Genomic DNA, 17,934 nt, shown 5'->3' on the forward strand with positions numbered 1-17,934 from the left:
CCCAAGCCGTCGCGGACCTAATCGAAGAGGCTGCACAGTAATCTCTGTAAAATGCAGGTGATCAAAGGCCGTCACCCGGACGGGTGGCGGCTTTGCCCTGACGGGGCGGCTCAGCCGCGCGCCGATCCGCGCCACTGCTCCGCGCTGCCATAGCGCTCCTGTGCGGCCGCTACGGAGGGCGTCGTCGCGATACTGAGATATCTGCTGCTCATTCCATTCCTAACTTTCTAGAGCGCCGGAGCTAACTTCAATCCTGTAAGGCCCAGTCCGCCACCTCCCAGCGCATCTGCCCACGGTCGGCGACGACACGGCCGAGCCCTGGAAAGGCCATGTGCGTGGCGGCGATAAGTGCGCCTTCCGAAGCGGCGCGAGGGAAAAAGCGGTCGCGCATCGCCTTGGCCGCTGCACGGTCCTGCTCAAACAAAAAGAACACGTCGGTCGCCCCAGGATGCACGACCGGAAAGATCATATCCGAGACCATGATGAGGCTCTTGCCGTCATCTTCGACCCGCACGCCAATATGGCCGGGTGTATGGCCGGCCAGGTCGACAATTGAGACGCCGCGCACAATTTCGCGTTCTCCGTCAATCGCCTGAAGTTTCGGGTAGAAGCGCACCACATCCTCCGCCATCTTAAAGCTGGTCTGCAGATAATCGGGCGCGCCGCTGCGCTTGGCTGGGTCGGTCCAATGGATTACGTCGCGACGGTCGATGTAGAGCTCCGCCTTGGGGTAGTTGTTCCTGCCTCCGGCGATCAGACCGCCCATGTGGTCCTGATGCATATGCGTTACGATCACCGCGTCGATCTGGTCAGGCTGCAGGCCAAGCGCACCGAGCGCCTGCGGCAGTTTGCCGGTCTGCCCGATCGAGCCCGCTGCACCGGCATCGATCAGGATGAGGCGCTCGCCATCATCGATGAGATACTGGTTGAAGAGGAACCGCACCCCACTTGGCCGGGCGGTGAACTGAGCGACGGCCGCCTGCTCCACCTCCGCCGGGGCGCGTCCCGGAAAATAGCCGAAGGGCATATCGGCATACCCGTCTGTCAGCGCCGTCACCGTGAAGCGACCGATGCGGATCTGCGCCAGCGGCGTAATGTTGGCCGGCGTTTTGGCGGTATTCTGCGCTGCGGCAAGGGCCGGTGCGCCACTGATCAGTGCTCCACCGAGGAGGCCAAGAGGAAGAGCGCTGGCAAAGGCACGACGTGAAAGTTGAGGCATGACGTCTTTCTCCTGATCATTGGCAATACGGGGAGCCGGCCGACGTCCCCTGGAACGACGCAAAAGCTAAGATATCCGAAACCAATAGGGTATCCTGCCATTTCAGGAACTTTCCTCTCAATTTCCGGAAGGATTCGATGGATCGGTTTTGAAGCGATGTCGGTGCTGCTGGCGGTGGTGGACGCCGGCAGCCTCTCGGCTGGATCGCGGCGATTGCATACACCACTCGCCTCGGTCAGCCGTAAGGTCGCGGATCTTGAAAAGCACCTTGGCGTGCGCCTGATCCTGCGCACTCGCCGCGGCATCACCTTGACGGATGAGGGGCGCAGCTTCGTCGCCGCGTCACGTCGTATTCTGGACGAACTGGACGCGGCAGAGCGGCAGGCCAGCGGCGACTACGGCGCGCTGCGTGGAGGGCTCCACGTGACCGCGCCGATTGCCTTCGGCGAGCGCCATCTGCTGCCAATAGCTCTGGAGTTCCTGAAGCAGCAACCCGATATCAACCTGCGCCTGACCCTCGCCGATCGGCAGCTAAGCCTGGCAGATGAGCACGTCGATGTGGCCCTGCGGATCGGACACTTGGCGGACAGCGCGCTTATCGCAACGCGCGTCGGCGCAGTCCGACGGGTGATCTGCGCGAGCCCCGACTATCTTGCCCGCCGAGGCGTTCCGCGCCAGCCGGAAGACCTCAGCCAGCATGACGGCATAAGCTTTCAGGGCTTTGCGACCGCGCCGGAATGGCGCTACCGCCGGGACGGCGCGGCCTTTGCCATCGAGCCGCGCCTCAAATTCGCGGTCAATACGACGGAGGCTGCCATTCAGGCTGCAATAGCCGGTATCGGCATTATCCGCGTGCTGTCTTACCAGATTTCCGATCAGTTGCGCTCCGGTGCTCTGCACGAATTGCTGACAGACTTTGCACCGGAACCGCTACCTGTGAACGTTATCCATGGACCAGCCGATCCCCTGCCGCTGAAGGTACGGTGCTTCCGCGACTGGATCGTCCCAAGCCTACGCGGGCAGCTGGCTTACTAGCGTCCTGATTCATGACCGAAATCGGGAGCGATGCTGCCGTTCACTGACTTAAGCGTGGACGTCGCCCTAGGGGCGGACAGAACCTGCTCCCACGAGCCCGCTATGGCTTGTTACTGTGATGTTCACGTTTGGGGCTTCCAAAATCGCATAATGTATCGACTGAAACAGCGTGCCTTCGCCGCGACGCGGATCAAGTTCACTGAGCCGTGCCGCTGCGAGCTGGAGTGGTTGGAGGCGAACGTATCTGAAACATTTTTTGCCTGAGAGGCGATAGCAGTCCCGATGGGGCAGGTTCTACCCTTGCCTCGGTTTCCGCATCGTGAGGAGGCAACCCCTGCTTTCCTTCGATAGGGGTGCCCCAGCGGAGCGTCACTGAAACATTACGCCTCTGTGATTTTCACGAATCCCTGTTGAACAAGCTGGATGGTTCGCGCCATCGCGTCCGTGTTGATTTTCACGTTCGGAAGAAGGTCCGCATTGCCCCAGCCGTTCGCCTCCGCCGTGGCCCCGCAGAGCTCAATCTTGACACCTCGCTCTACCAAAACGGCTATCAGGTTCTTGTTGGGATTTCCGGCTGCGATCTTCCGTGAGTGGTTGTACGCCTCGTCATGCAGCGTGAGGTGTCCCGCGTTCGTGTGGAATACCACTATGACCTCGGAGTCAGCGCCCCAGTTCGCTATGTCGTTGGTAATGAGTTGAAGGTGGAAAATGGCGGCAGGCAGATCGCCTTCGAACTGAAGCGAGCCGATGCTGTGCACGGATTTTACAGACTTCAGTTCAACCGGGACATCGATAGTGATTGTGTGACTGGCGTCTGACATGGCGTGGTTCCCTTGTTGGCGGGTTAGGCGCGAGCGACGACTTACATCTCACGCTGTGGAGAGATGCCCGCTCGAACAAAGCTACACATAGGTTCAGCCCCCACCAATCATGGGTTCATATTACCTACTCGACTGCTGCAATCGACGAACCAGTTCCTCTAGGCCGTCTGGGCCTCTGATTCCCCATTGCAGCAGAGCCGTCGGATCGATGTGCTTTCGGCTCATGGCCTCCGCGAACTCGCGCAGGTCCGTTCGGTTGAGTTCAGCGATGTGCGCCGCGTTCGTCTTCGTCACCTTGGTTCCGAGGGCCTGGAGGATAAAGCTTCCTCCACTGCTGTGCGCGAACGCCTCGCGAAGGCCGGCGAAGGACAGGCCCAGCTTGTCCGCCATCGCGAACACCTCGACCACATTGCGCAGGTTCGAGATCGTGAGAGCGTTGTTGCAGAGCTTCGCCATCTGTCCGGAACCTGCCGGGCCCATGGCTATGATGCTGGAGCTATGGCATCCCATGATGTCCCGGCTGTCCTCGAGTGCGCCAGGTTGGCCGCCGACGAAACAGGTAAGAGAGCGAGCTTCCGCACCCGGGCGTCCGCCGCTGACCGGCGCATCGAGAAACCGGACGCCCCACTCGGCCGCCAGTCTTTCGAATCCTTCCGATTCGATCGGATCACCGGTGGCATGGTTGATGATGATCCTATCTCTGCCGAGTTCGCGGAATATCGTGCGATCGGCGAACAGCTCGTGCAAATCTGCGTCGTTTCGAAGACACAGGCACAAGACGTCCACACTTACCGCCAGGTCGGCCGGGCTGGATGCCCGTATGTGCGGGGCGTGTCCGAGGGCCTCGTATGAGGAGCCACGTCTTGCCCAGACATGAAGCTCGTACTTCTCGGCTTTCGCGATTGCCATCGGCGCACCTTGATCACCCAACCCGATAAAACCCACACGCGGGAGATCGCTCATTTGTGTTCTCCAACGAGATTGAGAGCCATCTCCCAAAGGCGATCGGCATTAGCACTATCAAGTGCGTACGATGCGACACCTTCGAGCTTGCGCTCCGGTCTTTGCGCGACCAAAGGGGCTTCCTGGCAGTTGTCGAAATACCGTCCGTTTATTCCCTCCACCAAAGGCGAGGCCGCCAATAGTACGGATGTGGAAGCTCCTTGTTCCGGAGTCTTGCGAAGATGCTCGGGCGTTCTCAGCCCCCCGGTGTGGCGTTGGAGGTTGGTTGCGATGGCCCCGGGATTGAGTGCGTTCGAGACGATGCCGTCAGAAGCCCAGCGATCCCTGATGCCGATCGAGAGCAGGATGCAGGCGGTCTTGGATTGAGCGTAGGCTAGCAGGGGATTGTAGGGTATGAAGCGGAATTGGGGATCGTCCCAGAACACGGGTCCAAACAGACTTCCTGTTGAACTGACCGATACGACACGTGCGCCTTGGGCCTTCGCCAGGTGTTGACGCAGGCCAAGCGTCAGAGCGAAGTGACCGAGGAAGTTCGTCGCGAACTGCATCTCACAACCTTCGGCAGAGCGCTCCAACTCGGGCAACATCATGATTCCGGCATTGTTGACGAGAGCGTGGACGGGCTTGTCCCAGTCGGTTACGAAAGCACGGACAGACTTCAAGTCGGATAGATCGAGCGCACGCACTTCGATTTTCGGGTTGCCTGTTTCGGTTCTGAGCGCTTGGGCAACATCTTCTGCAGCTCCTGGGCGGCGCGCAGCGATGGTGACCGACGCTCCTGCCGCAGCGAGGCTCTTCACTGTTTCGATACCGATGCCGCTGGCTCCGCCTGTGACGATCATCGTTTTGCCAGTTAAATCTATCCCAGAGAGCACTTCGGATGCCGTAGTTGAGAATCCAAAAGGAAGCTGGTCAGTCATTGCTTCGACCTTTCACTGTTGTGGTTGCAACTCAGATAACCTTGGTGCATTGTTCTGTGTAGATGGACACGGCTGAACAGTATGCTGAGATATTTCGGACAGTGAGCGCGCTGTCGCCTGCCGAGCTGGCGGCCTTCGTTGCCGTTGCACAGTTCGGCGGATTTCGCGCCGCCGCTCGCAGATGTGACCTCAGTCCATCTGCTCTCAGCCACAGCGTTGCCAACCTTGAGAACCGTCTGAACGTCCAGCTCTTTCACCGCTCCACGCGCAATGTCTCTCTGACTGATGCCGGGCAGCGGTTTTTTGCCCGGCTGGGACCCGCGCTGGATGAGATCGCCAAGGCAGCCGACGAATTGAGTGACTTCAGTTCCCGGCCGTCGGGGACCCTACGGATCAACGCCGATGCTACGGCTGCCGAACAGGTTCTCGGTCCGCTCGTGCTCAAATTCATGGCGTCGTTTCCCGACGTGCAGGTTGAGGTGGTGAGCGAGAGACGGCTGGTCGACATCGCCGAAAACGGTTTCGACTGCGGCATCCGCTCCAGTGAAATTGTGTCCGACGACATGATCGCCGTTCCCATTGGGCCGATGCAGCAGCATGTCGTTGTAGCCGCTCCCTCCTATCTCGCAGATGCGCCTGCTTTGCGCTCGCCGGCCAATCTGGTCGATCACCGATGCATTCAACTCCGGATGCCCAGCGGGAGTCTTTACCGTTGGGAATTCGAACGGCGGGGAGAAGCTCTTGCTACCGAGACGAAGGGTGGTCTGGTCCTCGATAGTTCCCGCCTCATACTAGCAGCCGCCATCGACGGCTACGGGCTTGCTTACTTAACCAAGTGGATGGCTGGTCCTGCCCTAGATGCCGGAATCCTTGAGCAGGTCCTGGAAGAATGGACGCCACCGTATCCCGGACTATCACTGTATTATCCTCGACATCGCCATTTGAGCGCTTCCATGCGCGCCTTCGTGTCGTTCCTCCGTGAACAGGAGGCAGCATCCCGATAGATGAGAGACACCGCTTTCACCTTGACGAGAGCTTCTCTCGCTCTAGGCTCGGGGATCGGAACGTCACATAGTGTGAGATTGCGTTCCTGCAGCCGATATTCCACCAACGTAGCATCGCTTCATTCACTTGAGATCAAAAGGACCGGGCGGCCCAGGGTGTCGCCTGCTTCAAGTGCCCTTTGCGCTTCGCCGACGCCCGTGAAAGACACCACCCTGTCAATGTGTGCCCGTAAGCTGCCCCGATCAACGAGTTCGGCAATCTGTGAGAGTGCAGCGGTTTGGCGTAGGCGATGTGCATGATGGCGGCTGATCTGCGGCAGGCCTATGTTGATGAAGCTGATGTCCAGGTTCTTCCACTCGGCCGGGCCGTTTCCCTCGACGGGCCAATCCGATACAACAGTGTTAATCAGCCGTCCGTAGGGCGCCGTATGGGCGAAGCTTGCCGCGAAGTTTCCGTGGCCCACGAAGTCGAATACGACTTTCGCACCGGGCTCGCCTCGCCAAGCCTGAAGGGCTTCCTCGACGCTCTCTTCCCGGTAGTTAATTGCAATATCGGCACCCAGCTCCCTCACCAATGCGGCTTTAGCCTCGTTGGAAACGGTGGTGGCGATCCTGGCTCCGAGAGAAGTCAAATACTGGATTGCGATATGCCCGAGGCCGCCAGCGCCGCCGTGGACCAATACATGATCACCTCGGGTAACCTTCGCCTTTTCGAAGACGGCCTCCCATGCGGTAAGGGCGACAACTGGTAAGGCGGCTGCTTCCACGAAGTCGAGTTTCTTCGGCTTTGCAGTGACGTAATCGGCACGGACGACCTTGTATTCTGCGTAGCTTCCGGGGTTTCCGGCGTAGCCGCCGTCCACGTACCATACCTCGTCACCAACGCTGACGTTCACCACGTCTCGTCCGGCTTCGACCACAACGCCGACACCGTCGATGCCGAGGATTGTAGGGTCTTTCTGTGAACTCCCTTCGCCGTCGTAGACGGCTCCATTCTTCCTGTTCTGCCAGTCTGCCGGATTGATGCCGGCCGCCTTCACTTTAACCAGAACATCAAGCTCGTCCCGTAGTCGGGGGCGGTCGACTTCCCGCACCTGAAGGACTTCAGGACCGCCAGGTCTGGTGACAACCAGTGCCTGCATCCTCTCAGACATCGCGCCGTTCCCCGTTGCCAGAGACGATGGCATCCAGAACGCGGTGCAGGTTCACAGCGTCTTCGAATGTAGGAGACAGCTTGGTGTGATTTCTCATGTCGGACGCGATGCGGGAATAGGCCAGACCGACGCTTTGACTGAAACCGTCCTCGAAGCCGTGGGTCTCGTAGAGTGGAGGCACGGGCAATTCCTGCATCGGCTCGACCCCCCGCGCGCCCTTTACAGTGAAGCCGCCCAGCCCGACGTAACCGACGGGGCTCGTCAGGATGAGATCGCCCTTAGTCCCGTTGATCTCGATGTGAAAGTTCGTGGCGCGCGAGATACCGCCGCGGAAGTGGGCGCTAAGGGCTGCGCCGTTCGTGAGCAAGCCAGCGACAATGATTTGATCTGGCGCTGTCAAAGGAACCTCTTTCCCTGTCTCCGCTATACGGGTCATCGCACGGCTGTTCGACAGCGCGCCGCTGACGGACTTCAGTCTCGAACCGATGGCGTAGAGGGTCGCGTCAAGTGAGTGGGCGAACGGCACGTGGAGCATTGACGCTCCGTTGGCCATGTCCAGTGTGTACAGGTAGCTCTCGTTGATCTCTTCGCCCCAGATGATACCAGACCCGATGACGGAAACAGACAGGACGTCGCCGACATAGCCGTCCTTGATCAGATCCTTGATGAAGTTGATGGCCGGAGCGGAGCGCGTTTGAAGGCCGATCGCCGTAAATGCCTTCCTGCTCTTGGCCAGCGCTAGCATTTTTTCGGCGTCGCGCAGGTTCATCCCCAAAGGCCACTCCGAGAAAACGGCTTTACCTGCTTCCAGAGCCATCGTCACGAGTTCAAGGTGATGTGGAACCTTGACCGTCACGACGACCAGGTCAACGTTCGGATCCGTCACAAGCTCATGCGTCGTTCCATAGCTGCGATCCGCGCCAAACTTCTCGGCGGACGCGCAAGCTATTTCCGGTCTGTTGTGGCTTACGGCCGCGATCTGGAACTCAGACAACGCTTTCAGCGCAGGGATATGTGCAGTGGTGGCCCAGCCCTTGTCCGGATGAACGCCGATGATGCCGACTTTAATAGGATTGGAGGTCATGCCGCATTCTCCTTCGGCTTGATTTCTAGGATTGTGCGGCGAAGCTCCAGGTGCCCTAGGCGCCACTGTCCGTCTTCGAGCAGCCATGTTTCATGATAGTGGCCGTACCCGTGCATCGAGGCGGGCCGGCTGTCATTGACATCGGGAAAAATCAGGTAGTCTTCCATGGACCAGATGGCATGGACTTCGGTCTCCGAGATGACATCGATCTCGTCATTGTGGACCTGATGGATTGTCCGTGCCCCAGCAAGGTAGCCCTTGGTGACGGCCAGGAATTCGTCGAGGGAGTCAAACTCGGCGACCACAACACCGTCCTCGCCGATAAAGCGGAGCGACGGACCACGTGCGAACATCGCAGCGAATTCCGACCAGTTCTGGGTATCCACGTAGCGACAGTAGCGAGCTTTCAACGTGCGTATGGTTTCGACCACGGCGTGATGGTTTTGCAATTGGAATCTCCTTTTCGAGCCTCCATATAGCGATGACACGCAAGAGCCTTCAGTCTCGATCGTCCCAAGTTTTGGCTTGATCGTCCATAATAGGAACATTTAGTTGGATCTTTTGACCGACATCTTCTCTTCGATGCGAATTAGGAAAGCGAAGTTCACGACGCTGGACGCGACTGCCCCATGGGGCGTCGCTTCGGACGGTGACCCGGCGATCAAATTCGTTCTCGTGGTCCGCGGATCAGGAGTCCTCACCACAAGGGAAAATGCCCATACGGTGTCGTTGCGCGCAGGTGACGTCTTCATCATGTTCGGGAACGAGCCTTACCAGGTTTACGATCACGCGGACTCGCGCACGACGGACTGTCTTGATGTCGAGACCCTTCGTGTGGGCAACAGGATTCAGTTTGGTGGAGGCGGGGCGACGACCACGTTCATAAGCGGCTTCTTCGAGATTGACAGACTTGACGCCCGGCCCTTGCTCAATGTGCTGCCTAAATTGCTTCACCTCAAATCGGAGCAGAGCCGGAGCCGGCAATTCCAGTCCGTGCTTGAGTTGCTCGCGGCTGAAGCAGATGCTCCGGGACTCGGTTCGAATGCCGTGGTGCGTCGCCTGTTCGAATTGCTTTTCGTGCATGCGATCCGTGCTTTCGCGCAGCAAGGATTGGCGCCAAAGACGGGATGGCTGGCGGCAGTCTCCGACAGGAATCTGGTCTTGGCGGTCGATGCCATGCACTCAGAGCTCCAAATGCCGTGGACGGTGGATCAACTTGCAAAGAAGGCTGGTATGTCGCGCTCAGCGTTTGCCGCCCGCTTCAAGGATGTCGTCGGACAAGCTCCGCTGGAATATCTGACAGAATGGCGGATCTACCAGGCAGCCAGACTGATTGAAAGCAATGCAGACAAGCTCTCCATGATCTCGCGAAGCGTGGGGTATCGGTCGGAGGCAGCTTTCACCAAGGCTTTCAGGAGGGTAATGGGAAGCGCGCCCAGCCAATACAGAAAGAACCTTTCAGAGGCAAAGGAAGGCCAGGCGACCCCGATCATCGCGGAAATGCAAGAAGCCGCGTAATCGCCTGGAGAAGCACCTTGCTGTTCAGTGGTTTTCGCATGAAGACCCTGCGCTCATCTGCTCCTGCGAAACCACGATCCTCGATGTCGCTGCGACCTGTCATCAGTATCATCGGCATTTCCGGTTCCCGGCCTCTGACCGCCTGTTCCAACTCGAATCCGTCCATCGAGCCCATGCTGATGTCAGTGATAACACAGTCATACGAGGAGAGGTCTCCATTGGAGAGAAACGCCTTCGGCGACCTATAGGTACGGGCCAGGTAACCTACGGACTCGAGAAGCTCACGCAGCCCGTCAAGAACACGCTTGTCATCATCTACAATTGCAAGGGTACGACCCGCCTGCGGGACCATTCGTCAGTTTCCATGTCGGGAGTGGGTGATGGGTATGCCTAGTTTAGAGGCGATCCGCACTAGGTCGGGAAGGGAGTCAGCATGCATCTTGCGCATCATGTTGCCTCGATGGATCTGGAAGGTGATCTCGCTTATTCCAAGCTCCGCCGCACCTTGTTTGTTCATTAGCCCACTTACAACGAGTGGAAGGACATCGCGTTCCCTGGCGGAAAGGCATTCCAGCCTGGATTGTAGCTCACTAAGGGCGGCTCGATCGAGTCTCGCCTCGCGGTCCCGCGCGAGTGCCAACTCGATCGCAGCGCGCAGCTCGCGTTCCCTGAACGGCTTCGGAAGGAAATCAACTGCGCCCAGCTTCATCGCGCGGACAGTCATTGGTATGTCGCCGTGGCCCGTTATGAAAATGATAGGGGGATGCGGGTCATCCGCCAACCGAGCCTGGAGTTCGAAACCGTCGATATCTGGCAGCCGTATGTCGAGTACGAGACACGAAGGATTCTGGGGCCTTGGTGCATCCAGATATTCCTGCGCGGTTGCGAACGTCGCAACTTGGATCTGCCACGATTCCAGGAGCTCGGAAAGCCCGTCTCGGACGCGCTTGTCGTCGTCTACTACGTAGACCGCGTTCTCCTCACTGTGCATCGGGTTATCCTCCGGACAAGGGAAGTGCAAAGCTGAATACAGTGCCGCTGGGCTCAGCGGGCGAAGCCCACAGTTTTCCGGCGTGTGCGCCGACGATGCTTCGGCAGATCGACAACCCGATCCCCATGCCGTTATGCTTCGTGGTGTAGAATGGCTCGAATATCTTCTCGTTGTCATGTAGTCCGACACCGCTGTCGCGCACATCCACGAGAATTTTGCCGTCATCGAACCGCGACCTGATTTCCAGCAGTCGAATTGCTCCATTCAAGGTCGCCATTGCGTCCATCGCGTTTTGAATGAGGTTTACAAGTACTTGGAGGATGAGAGCCCTGTCGAAGTTTGCGGTCGGCAGGTCCGGCTCCAGGTGAGTTCGCAGATCGCATTTCGAACCCGAAATCCTTTCGCGCAGCAGTGTGCAGGCTTCCTCGATGACATCATTGATGTTCCCCGGGCTTTTCGCTCCGCCCGATTGCCTGAAGAGAGCCTTTATCCGGCTGATCACTTCGGCCGCGTCGTTCGCGGCATCTGCAGCCTTCCTGGCACTGATCTTCGCCCGTTCGATGTTTGGAGGGATCGCCCCTAGCCAGCTTTCGGTGGCACTGCTGTTGGTGACGACAGCCACCAAAGGTTGGTTCAGCTCGTGGGCAATCGAGGCAGACAATTCAGACAGACTGGCGGCACGTGTCGCGAGTTCGAGCTGATGCTGGGCCTTCTGAAGCTGCGTCTGCGCCTGCCTTTCCTCCTCGACGTCGACAATGACACCGTACCACTGAAAGTGCCGGCTTTGGCAGTCGCGCAGGACACGAGCCCTGCAGTCGACAAGATGATAACGGCCGCCTGCCAAACGATGGCGGTATTTCAGTGCGATGGGCTCGCCCGACTTGAAGGATTGCTCAAAGCGATGCCGCAACAAAGGCGCGTCCGCAGGGTGGACGAGGCTGCTTATCATCGGCGCGAAACCCGAGCCGTTTGCCCCACGAAGCTCCTCAAGCGTCACGCCGGAATATTCCATCAAGGGCTTGTTGAAATAGGTGGGCTGCCCATCGGGGCTGGCGCACCACACAAAGGCGGGAAGAGTGTCGAGCATCATTGTCAGCCGTTCTGCGTTCGCCCGGAGTTCCTCCTGCGTACGATGTAGCTCCTCTATATCGACGTTGGTCCCATACCACTCGATGATGTCACCGTCCTCACTGAGCAGCGGAGAGGCGTCGATCCTGTTCCAACGGTAGGTACCGTCCTTATATCGCAATCGGCAGACCAGTGAGAGCGATGCCTTTCGTTCGACGCAGGCGGCCCACGCCGACTGAAAACCTTCAACATCGTCCGGATGAACGACACCGAAATTGTTCGATCTGATCTCTTCGAATGTCGCTCCGAGGTACTCGAGGGTCTTGGGGTTCTGGTAGATCGGCACGCCCGCCGGGGAGGCGCACCATATCATCACCGGCATCGTATCGATCAGTGTTTGAAGCTGCCTTTCGCTTTCCTCCAGCCGCTGCTCAGCGCGCTTCCTCTCATCGATGTCGATTGTTGTTCCGAACCACCCGAGAATATTGCCTTGCTCATCAAAATGGGGGCGGCCGTATGCGTGAAACCAGCGATACTCGCCGTCTGATCGCCTTATGCGATGGATTGACTCGAAGGAGGATCCAGTCCGCATGCTCGTGAGCCAAGCCTCCGTTACGCGCTCGGCCTCGTCCGGGTGAACGGCCTCCAGCCCGGTTCGCCCTGTGGCGTTGAACTCGTCAGTCCGCTTGCCGACGTACTCGACCACGCTCGGGTTCACGTAGACGAAGTTTCCCTTGGCGTCGGTAGCCCAACCTAGCCCCGGCATGCTTTCAACGATCAGTTTCGCGTCGTTGAGGTGTTGGTCGGCATCAGCACGCGCTCGCCATAAATTTACAAGCCAGAAGGCGCCCAGAGCGCACAATAGAAATGCCGCCGAGCGGGTTATGGAGGCGAACCCATCGGACGACAGGAATACGACCAGAGCGCCGACGACAATCACGAGCAACGCAATTGCCACAGCGACCTGCCTGCGTCTGACAAGGATGAGTGCCGCAAGGGCCAGGAAGAACGTACCGTACGGCTCCTGCTCCATTATCCCCAGAGCAGTTCCGGCGCATCCCATAGCAAGTGCAGGTGCGTATTTCCGTACTTGATGCACCCTCACGACATTCTCCCAGGTTGCACCATTGGAGTTCGGTGAAACTATACTTCGATCAATGAGATCAGGCTAGTTGCGCTTCCACGACTAACGGAAACATATGATTGGCCGAGCAGGGCCTCCTGTCTAACATTGAAGGCACCGAAAGCGATCAACGCACGAGATTGAAAGCCCGTCGAAGTCGCTGTCCCAGCCGTCGTCCAAGCGATGGCCCACCGAAGGATGTAGGTCATGGCAGAACGAAAATCAGGCCTTCCTCCGATATCACGTCGCGCCGTTTTGGGCAGCGCCGCGGGAGCCGTCGGAGCCTCCCTCCTAGGGTTCCCAGCAATTGCTCCGGTATCGACCGCGAGTGGACAGACACAGCAACGATCAGCCGAGGAAAAGACAATGGGCACGATTACGACCAAGGACGGAACGCAGCTTTTCTACAAGGACTGGGGAAAGGGCCAACCCATCGTCTTCCATCACGGTTGGCCGCTCAGCGCCGATGACTGGGACAATCAGATGCTGTTCTTCCTCAGCAAGGGCTACCGGGTAATCGCCCACGACAGACGCGGCCACGGCCGGTCGACGCAGACCGCGACCGGCAATGACATGGATACCTACGCAGCCGACGTCGCCGAGCTTGCGAAGGCGCTCGACCTGCGTGACGCAATCCATGTGGGTCATTCAACGGGAGGCGGCGAAGTCACCCGATATGTCGCGCAACATGGGAAAGACCGAGTGGCCAAGGCAGTCATAATCTCGGCGATCCCACCCGTAATGTTGAAATCCGACAGCAATCCCGGAGGTCTGCCCATTGGTGTGTTCGATGACCTCCGCGCACAGCTAGCTGCGAACCGCGCCCAGTTCTATCTCGATGTCCCAACCGGTCCGTTTTACGGGTTCAATCGCAAGGACGCCAAGGTCTCGCCAGGACTTATTCAGAACTGGTGGAGGCAGGGAATGATCGGGGGAGCGATAGCGCATTACGAATGCATCAAGGTCTTCTCCGAGACCGACTTTACCGAAGACCTGAAGAAGATCGACGTTCCCGTTATGGTGATGCACGGGGACGATGACCAAATTGTTCCGATTGCCGACGCCGCCCTCCTGTCGATCAAGCTGCTCAAGCATGGCACACTCAAGGTCTACAAGGGGCTTCCACACGGGATGTGCAGCACGCACCCCGAGATCATCAACCCTGATCTTCTGGCTTTCTTCCAGGCATGATCGCCTGGCGGCAACGCGGCTTCAGGTGACCTGAACTCCCAAGCTCCCTGGGGCCGCTCCGCCATTCCCAAAGGAGTTGGCATGACCCAAGAACTCACGCTCTCCCGCCGCGGCTTTTGCCTATGCTGCATGGCCGCCTCGACTTTCGCTGCCACAGGAGGCTGGCTCAGTCCGCGCCAGGTCTTCGCGAAGGCCCAGGGTATCGTCGACATGATTCGGGACGCGGCGGCAAAAACGCCCATCAAAGTTCACAAGACGAGGTCGGGTGTCTCGATCCTGGAGGGGTCCGGTGGCAACATTGCCGTTCTCACAGGCGCAGACGGAAAAGTCCTTATCGACGGAGGCATCACCGCATCTCGGCCTCGGTTGCTGGAGGCGTTGGCAGGGCTCGGCAAGGAGCCGATCCGGCATCTCATTAATACCCACTGGCATTTCGATCATACCGACGGAAATGAGTGGCTGAACGCTGAAGGGGCGGCGATCCTGGCGCACGAAAACACCAGAAAACATCTGATGGAGGTGGTAAAGGTAGAGGACTGGGATTTCGAGTTTCCTCGGCCGCCGCTGGCCGCCGTTCCTTCCGAAACCGTCGGCGATGAGATGTCCCTCAAACTCGACAAGTCGACCTTGATGCTGAAGCATCATCCAAACGCGCATACGGACGGTGATATTTCCGTAAGCTTTGGCGAGGCGAACATTGTCCACACCGGAGACCTCTACTGGAACGGCATTTACCCGTTCATAGATTATTCGACCGGAGGAGGCATCGACGGCACGATAAAGGCGGTCGAAGACATTCTCTCCAAAGTCACCGCCGAGACAATTGTTATCCCGGGGCACGGTCACCCCTTGAGCAAGAAGTCCGAACTCGACGACTATAGGACGATGCTCGTTGATATCCGCGGGAACGTTGCCAAGCTTAAGACGGAGGGAAAGCCGATCGACGAAGTCATCGCGGCGAAACCGACCGCAGCGTTCGACGCCAAATGGGGGCAGTTCGTCATCAGCCCCGAATTCTTCACCCGCCTTGTCTACCACGGCGTCGCTGAAACGTGAGGGTGAACCAATGTCAATGATCGACTGGAATGCCTACCACGAACAAGTGCTTGCGGGGGTAGGTGAACTGGCAACGCTTAGTCCGGATGTCATCCGCGGCTACCAGGCAATCGGCGGAGCCGCGCGGAAGACAAATCTGCTCGGCGCTAAAGTCAACGAATTGATCGCCCTTGCCGCGGCGGTTTCCCTGCGCTGCGACGGCTGCATCGTTGTCCACACTGACGCAGCGCTCAAAGCCGGGGCAACACGAGAGGAAATCGCCGAGGCGCTCGGGACGGCGATTGGCGTCAACGCTGGTGCAGGACTCGTTTACTCGACACGCGTGATGGATGCTGTCAAATCAAAGGGTTCATGAACCCGGGCGGATACACAATCCACGCTCAAACACTCCTGAAATCTACCTTGAGGCCATCGTGAGCGACGAAAACCTGCCTCGATGTGAATTGCAGAACTCGGCTAAGCTGCAGACCATATCAGAGTAAAGAACAGCATCGGAACCCGATGGGATCGGGAATACGAGAGCTTTCAATCCGCGTGCCCCGGATTTCCGACCCTTTGCGAGATTCTTCGGCCGTTTGCAGCGAACGGCGATGGGTTCCTAAGCCTGTTTGGGCGTAGTACGAATCATGATTGAAGCGGACATTATCGCATTCTGTCTGCGGGCGGCCCGAAGCGCCTGAGCCTCGTGCGCTCTGAGTGGCATCATCTGGAAATCTCCGCGAGAAGCGCTTCGATATCATCGACAAGATCCTGATGATCTTCAAGCCCAACACTTATGCGCAGCACGAGATCGTCTTCGTCCCACCTCCGCACTGTGCGGTAGGCCGTGACGGGCATAGGCGCAATGAGACTGCGTGTTCCTCCCCAAGATGCGCCTATCGCAAAGGTCTTGAGCACATTGAGAGAAGGCGAGACACGATCGGACAGGCCTCTTTTGAAAACGACGCCAAAGACACCAGACGCCCCAAGAAAGTCCCTCTTCCAGATGGAATGGCCAGGATCGGTCGGCAATGCTGGATGGAGAACGCGTTCCACGATATCCGTGGCCTGTATTCTTTCGATCAACTGCAGGGCACCCCGACTCGCATGTCTCATACGGACACCCAGCGTTTCGAATCCTCTCAGGACCATCGAGGCGTCGTCCGGAGACACGGAGATCCCCATCCGTCCGAGCGTGGATCGTATGGGAGCGGTTAGTTGTTCATCACGGACCGTCAACGATCCAAGCAGTACGTCCGAATGCCCCGCTATGTATTTGGTCAGCCCCTCCGTAACGATATCTGCTCCAAGCGTCAGGGGCTTGTAGTTCAGTGGTGTCGCCCAGGTGTTGTCGCAACCAACCAGTGCTCCATGCCGATGGGCTATGTCCGTGATAGCGGGCAGGTCCTGGATTTCCATCGTCGTAGAACCTGGAGATTCGCACCAGACGATCTTGGTGTTGGCGTTGATTTTGGCCTCGAGATCAGATGGGTCGACGGGATCGTAGTAGGCAACCTCGATGCCGAACCGCACGAGGTCCGTATTGGCGAAATCGCGCACCGGGGGATATACGGAATCTGCTATGAGGATCCTGTCACCCGCCTTGAGAAACGGAAGCATCGCAATCGCGTTGGCCGCCTGGCCCGAGGGCGTCAGGAATGTTCTGGCACCTTTCTCGAGAGCTGTCAGTTTGGCCTCGAGTGTTCTGGTGGTCGGCGTGCCGTAAAGACCGTAGCTGTAACCGTCAGTTCCGCGTTTTCCGCGGTCGGCGTAGTCCTCGGCGGTCTGGAAGACAATTGTTGACGCACGGTGCACTCCAACCCCGAGTGGTGCGAAGCCTTCGGTTTTTACGCGAGGTGTCACGACACAGTGCGTGAGGTCCTTCATTCTATTTCCTTTTCACGGGCAAATCAGCAGTGTTCACCATATTCTGGCCCCTGCGCGTGCATGGTCCGGTGCGAACGTTAATCGACCGAAAATTCCAGACCGCTTATATCAATGGAAATCATCAAGCGAGACAAATCCGGTGTTAGGTCTGCCCGGCGAGGGTACCCGCGTAACTTGGTTGGCATATTGACCCCATGACAATCTTCGTAGTGAGAAAGCAATTCGGTGATCGTTATGCCAGCGTCGCCATCAACGTGGTAGTCATGCCTCCGCAGAAGGAAGTCGGCATCGAAGAAGTAGTCATGGATCCGGGCGGCGGTGGCAAGATCGGGCGGCAACTCGGCCCTGAGAACCCGCCATTGGCTTCCATCTTCGTTCCAGGGAACGAGTTCGCTTACCTCGACACCGTCCAGCATCAAGTGGAAGGGTGCGGTCAAAAACGATCGAACGGTGGAGCACGCCAGTAAAACTCCAACTAATGGATCGATCGGAAGCTTGAAGTCGTATTGCAATTGCGCGGAACGCACGTCCTCGACCCCAGTAACAAGGGACCCGTCGCTACCGAGGATGGATAAACGGTTGCGCTCGAGGTCGCTTCGGCAATCGACGCAACCAAGAGGGTCGATAACGGCTCGTTGAAGATGCGGGAAGACGGTTATCTGCCGGGGTGTCAGATCGTCGAACTTCGCACATAAATCGCCGCCCAGTAAAGCCGTTGCCTTCGCAACGTTGTGCACGCCCCAGCTTGCCAGGCCCCCATGAGCAACGATGGCCTTGTCGAGCAGCTTGTTCAAACTTCGCTCCCGGTTCCAAGTGTCAACGACCTGCTCGATCATGCCTGACCAGCCGTTCCCATAAGGTACACTTCTGCAGAAAATCGGAAATCATATCTTCCATTAGGACGAGAGCTCGAATCCAACT

General features: G+C 58.2%; 18 protein-coding genes. 6 read left to right on the forward strand and 12 right to left on the reverse strand.

Features of this window, described 5'->3' with window-relative positions; genetic code table 11:
• Nucleotides 1–247 precede the first annotated feature (247 nt).
• Nucleotides 248–1,219, reverse strand: coding sequence for an MBL fold metallo-hydrolase (locus ABIE33_RS32450; RefSeq protein WP_429132711.1), 972 nt, complete (start codon nucleotides 1,217–1,219; stop codon nucleotides 248–250).
• Between the two features lie 156 nt (nucleotides 1,220–1,375).
• On the opposite strand from ABIE33_RS32450, the gene ABIE33_RS32455 reads away from it, so the two are divergent.
• Entirely contained in the window at nucleotides 1,376–2,254 is an 879-nt protein-coding gene (locus ABIE33_RS32455) for a LysR family transcriptional regulator (protein ID WP_429132713.1), read from the forward strand.
• A gap of 380 nt (nucleotides 2,255–2,634) precedes the next feature.
• On the opposite strand, the gene ABIE33_RS32460 is transcribed toward ABIE33_RS32455, so the two are convergent.
• From ABIE33_RS32460 to ABIE33_RS32470, 3 genes are all read right to left on the reverse strand, one after another.
• Nucleotides 2,635–3,075: a DsrE family protein gene (locus ABIE33_RS32460; RefSeq protein ID WP_429132714.1), complete on the reverse strand. Its 441-nt coding sequence runs from the start codon at nucleotides 3,073–3,075 to the stop codon at nucleotides 2,635–2,637.
• A 120-nt stretch (nucleotides 3,076–3,195) separates the two neighbouring features.
• Nucleotides 3,196–4,038 carry an NAD(P)-dependent oxidoreductase gene (locus tag ABIE33_RS32465; RefSeq protein WP_429132716.1) on the reverse strand — a complete coding sequence of 281 codons (843 nt, stop codon included), beginning with the start codon at nucleotides 4,036–4,038 and terminating at the stop codon, nucleotides 3,196–3,198.
• The gene (locus ABIE33_RS32470; protein ID WP_429132717.1) at nucleotides 4,035–4,958 is read right to left on the reverse strand and encodes an SDR family NAD(P)-dependent oxidoreductase; all 924 of its coding nucleotides are present in this window, start codon (nucleotides 4,956–4,958) and stop codon (nucleotides 4,035–4,037) included. Before ABIE33_RS32470 ends, ABIE33_RS32465 begins: the two co-directional genes overlap by 4 nt.
• A 101-nt stretch (nucleotides 4,959–5,059) precedes the next feature.
• Here ABIE33_RS32470 and ABIE33_RS32475 point away from each other — a divergent pair, with 101 nt between their 5' ends.
• On the forward strand, nucleotides 5,060–5,962 hold the full coding sequence (locus ABIE33_RS32475; RefSeq protein ID WP_429132719.1) for a LysR family transcriptional regulator: 903 nt from the start codon (nucleotides 5,060–5,062) through the stop codon (nucleotides 5,960–5,962).
• Nucleotides 5,963–6,081: 119 nt separating this feature from the next.
• Here ABIE33_RS32475 and ABIE33_RS32480 read toward each other — a convergent pair whose 3' ends face one another.
• Genes ABIE33_RS32480 through ABIE33_RS32490 form a run of 3 tightly spaced genes read right to left on the reverse strand, consistent with a single transcriptional unit; the run spans nucleotide 6,082 to nucleotide 8,649 of the window.
• Nucleotides 6,082–7,116: a quinone oxidoreductase family protein gene (locus tag ABIE33_RS32480; protein WP_429132721.1), complete on the reverse strand. Its 1,035-nt coding sequence runs from the start codon at nucleotides 7,114–7,116 to the stop codon at nucleotides 6,082–6,084.
• A complete protein-coding gene (locus tag ABIE33_RS32485; RefSeq protein ID WP_429132722.1) occupies nucleotides 7,109–8,200 on the reverse strand; it encodes a Gfo/Idh/MocA family oxidoreductase in 1,092 nt (363 codons plus the stop codon). The genes ABIE33_RS32480 and ABIE33_RS32485 overlap by 8 nt, the downstream gene beginning before the upstream one ends.
• A complete protein-coding gene (locus tag ABIE33_RS32490) occupies nucleotides 8,197–8,649 on the reverse strand; it encodes a nuclear transport factor 2 family protein (RefSeq protein WP_429132724.1) in 453 nt (150 codons plus the stop codon). Before ABIE33_RS32490 ends, ABIE33_RS32485 begins: the two co-directional genes overlap by 4 nt.
• 103 nt (nucleotides 8,650–8,752) lie before the next feature.
• Here ABIE33_RS32490 and ABIE33_RS32495 point away from each other — a divergent pair, with 103 nt between their 5' ends.
• On the forward strand, nucleotides 8,753–9,718 hold the full coding sequence (locus ABIE33_RS32495; protein WP_429132726.1) for an AraC family transcriptional regulator: 966 nt from the start codon (nucleotides 8,753–8,755) through the stop codon (nucleotides 9,716–9,718).
• On the opposite strand, the gene ABIE33_RS32500 is transcribed toward ABIE33_RS32495, so the two are convergent.
• Genes ABIE33_RS32500 through ABIE33_RS32510 form a run of 3 tightly spaced genes read right to left on the reverse strand, consistent with a single transcriptional unit; the run spans nucleotide 9,690 to nucleotide 12,810 of the window.
• Nucleotides 9,690–10,070, reverse strand: coding sequence for a response regulator transcription factor (locus ABIE33_RS32500; protein WP_429132728.1), 381 nt, complete (start codon nucleotides 10,068–10,070; stop codon nucleotides 9,690–9,692). The two genes, ABIE33_RS32495 and ABIE33_RS32500, sit on opposite strands and share 29 nt — an antisense overlap.
• Before the next feature lie 3 nt (nucleotides 10,071–10,073).
• Nucleotides 10,074–10,709, reverse strand: coding sequence for a response regulator transcription factor (locus ABIE33_RS32505; protein ID WP_429132729.1), 636 nt, complete (start codon nucleotides 10,707–10,709; stop codon nucleotides 10,074–10,076).
• 4 nt (nucleotides 10,710–10,713) lie between these two features.
• Nucleotides 10,714–12,810: a PAS domain-containing protein gene (locus ABIE33_RS32510; protein WP_429132731.1), complete on the reverse strand. Its 2,097-nt coding sequence runs from the start codon at nucleotides 12,808–12,810 to the stop codon at nucleotides 10,714–10,716.
• A 456-nt stretch (nucleotides 12,811–13,266) separates the two neighbouring features.
• On the opposite strand from ABIE33_RS32510, the gene ABIE33_RS32515 reads away from it, so the two are divergent.
• The 3 genes from ABIE33_RS32515 to ABIE33_RS32525 all read left to right on the forward strand — a co-directional run bounded on the left by ABIE33_RS32515 (nucleotide 13,267) and on the right by ABIE33_RS32525 (nucleotide 15,502).
• Nucleotides 13,267–14,091, forward strand: a complete 825-nt coding sequence (locus ABIE33_RS32515) for an alpha/beta fold hydrolase (RefSeq protein ID WP_429132733.1) — start codon at nucleotides 13,267–13,269, stop codon at nucleotides 14,089–14,091.
• A 129-nt stretch (nucleotides 14,092–14,220) separates the two neighbouring features.
• The gene (locus ABIE33_RS32520; RefSeq protein ID WP_429132735.1) at nucleotides 14,221–15,147 is read left to right on the forward strand and encodes an MBL fold metallo-hydrolase; all 927 of its coding nucleotides are present in this window, start codon (nucleotides 14,221–14,223) and stop codon (nucleotides 15,145–15,147) included.
• A 10-nt stretch (nucleotides 15,148–15,157) separates the two neighbouring features.
• On the forward strand, nucleotides 15,158–15,502 hold the full coding sequence (locus ABIE33_RS32525; RefSeq protein ID WP_112773109.1) for a carboxymuconolactone decarboxylase family protein: 345 nt from the start codon (nucleotides 15,158–15,160) through the stop codon (nucleotides 15,500–15,502).
• 347 nt (nucleotides 15,503–15,849) lie between these two features.
• Here ABIE33_RS32525 and ABIE33_RS32530 read toward each other — a convergent pair whose 3' ends face one another.
• Both ABIE33_RS32530 and ABIE33_RS32535 read right to left on the reverse strand, forming a co-directional pair.
• Nucleotides 15,850–17,013 carry a trans-sulfuration enzyme family protein gene (locus ABIE33_RS32530; RefSeq protein WP_429132737.1) on the reverse strand — a complete coding sequence of 388 codons (1,164 nt, stop codon included), beginning with the start codon at nucleotides 17,011–17,013 and terminating at the stop codon, nucleotides 15,850–15,852.
• A gap of 77 nt (nucleotides 17,014–17,090) precedes the next feature.
• Nucleotides 17,091–17,807, reverse strand: a complete 717-nt coding sequence (locus ABIE33_RS32535; protein ID WP_429132740.1) for a hypothetical protein — start codon at nucleotides 17,805–17,807, stop codon at nucleotides 17,091–17,093.
• Between the last annotated feature and the right edge of the window lie 127 nt (nucleotides 17,808–17,934).

It is taken from the genome of Ensifer sp. 4252 (genome assembly GCF_050434565.1).
Lineage (GTDB): Bacteria > Pseudomonadota > Alphaproteobacteria > Rhizobiales > Rhizobiaceae > Ensifer.

What these genes read in the sequence shown, in the direction of transcription:
- ABIE33_RS32460 (WP_429132714.1), bottom strand. Translation starts at nt 3,075, where the DNA reads ATGTCAGACGCCAGTCACACAATCACTATCGATGTCCCGGTTGAACTG.
- ABIE33_RS32530 (WP_429132737.1), bottom strand. Translation starts at nt 17,013, where the DNA reads ATGAAGGACCTCACGCACTGTGTCGTGACACCTCGCGTAAAAACCGAA.
- ABIE33_RS32455 (WP_429132713.1), top strand. Translation starts at nt 1,376, where the DNA reads ATGTCGGTGCTGCTGGCGGTGGTGGACGCCGGCAGCCTCTCGGCTGGA.
- ABIE33_RS32485 (WP_429132722.1), bottom strand. Translation starts at nt 8,200, where the DNA reads ATGACCTCCAATCCTATTAAAGTCGGCATCATCGGCGTTCATCCGGAC.
- ABIE33_RS32520 (WP_429132735.1), top strand. Translation starts at nt 14,221, where the DNA reads ATGGCCGCCTCGACTTTCGCTGCCACAGGAGGCTGGCTCAGTCCGCGC.
- ABIE33_RS32515 (WP_429132733.1), top strand. Translation starts at nt 13,267, where the DNA reads ATGGGCACGATTACGACCAAGGACGGAACGCAGCTTTTCTACAAGGAC.
- ABIE33_RS32470 (WP_429132717.1), bottom strand. Translation starts at nt 4,958, where the DNA reads ATGACTGACCAGCTTCCTTTTGGATTCTCAACTACGGCATCCGAAGTG.
- ABIE33_RS32510 (WP_429132731.1), bottom strand. Translation starts at nt 12,810, where the DNA reads ATGGAGCAGGAGCCGTACGGTACGTTCTTCCTGGCCCTTGCGGCACTC.
- ABIE33_RS32505 (WP_429132729.1), bottom strand. Translation starts at nt 10,709, where the DNA reads ATGCACAGTGAGGAGAACGCGGTCTACGTAGTAGACGACGACAAGCGC.
- ABIE33_RS32500 (WP_429132728.1), bottom strand. Translation starts at nt 10,070, where the DNA reads ATGGTCCCGCAGGCGGGTCGTACCCTTGCAATTGTAGATGATGACAAG.
- ABIE33_RS32450 (WP_429132711.1), bottom strand. Translation starts at nt 1,219, where the DNA reads ATGCCTCAACTTTCACGTCGTGCCTTTGCCAGCGCTCTTCCTCTTGGC.
- ABIE33_RS32465 (WP_429132716.1), bottom strand. Translation starts at nt 4,038, where the DNA reads ATGAGCGATCTCCCGCGTGTGGGTTTTATCGGGTTGGGTGATCAAGGT.
- ABIE33_RS32480 (WP_429132721.1), bottom strand. Translation starts at nt 7,116, where the DNA reads ATGTCTGAGAGGATGCAGGCACTGGTTGTCACCAGACCTGGCGGTCCT.
- ABIE33_RS32525 (WP_112773109.1), top strand. Translation starts at nt 15,158, where the DNA reads ATGTCAATGATCGACTGGAATGCCTACCACGAACAAGTGCTTGCGGGG.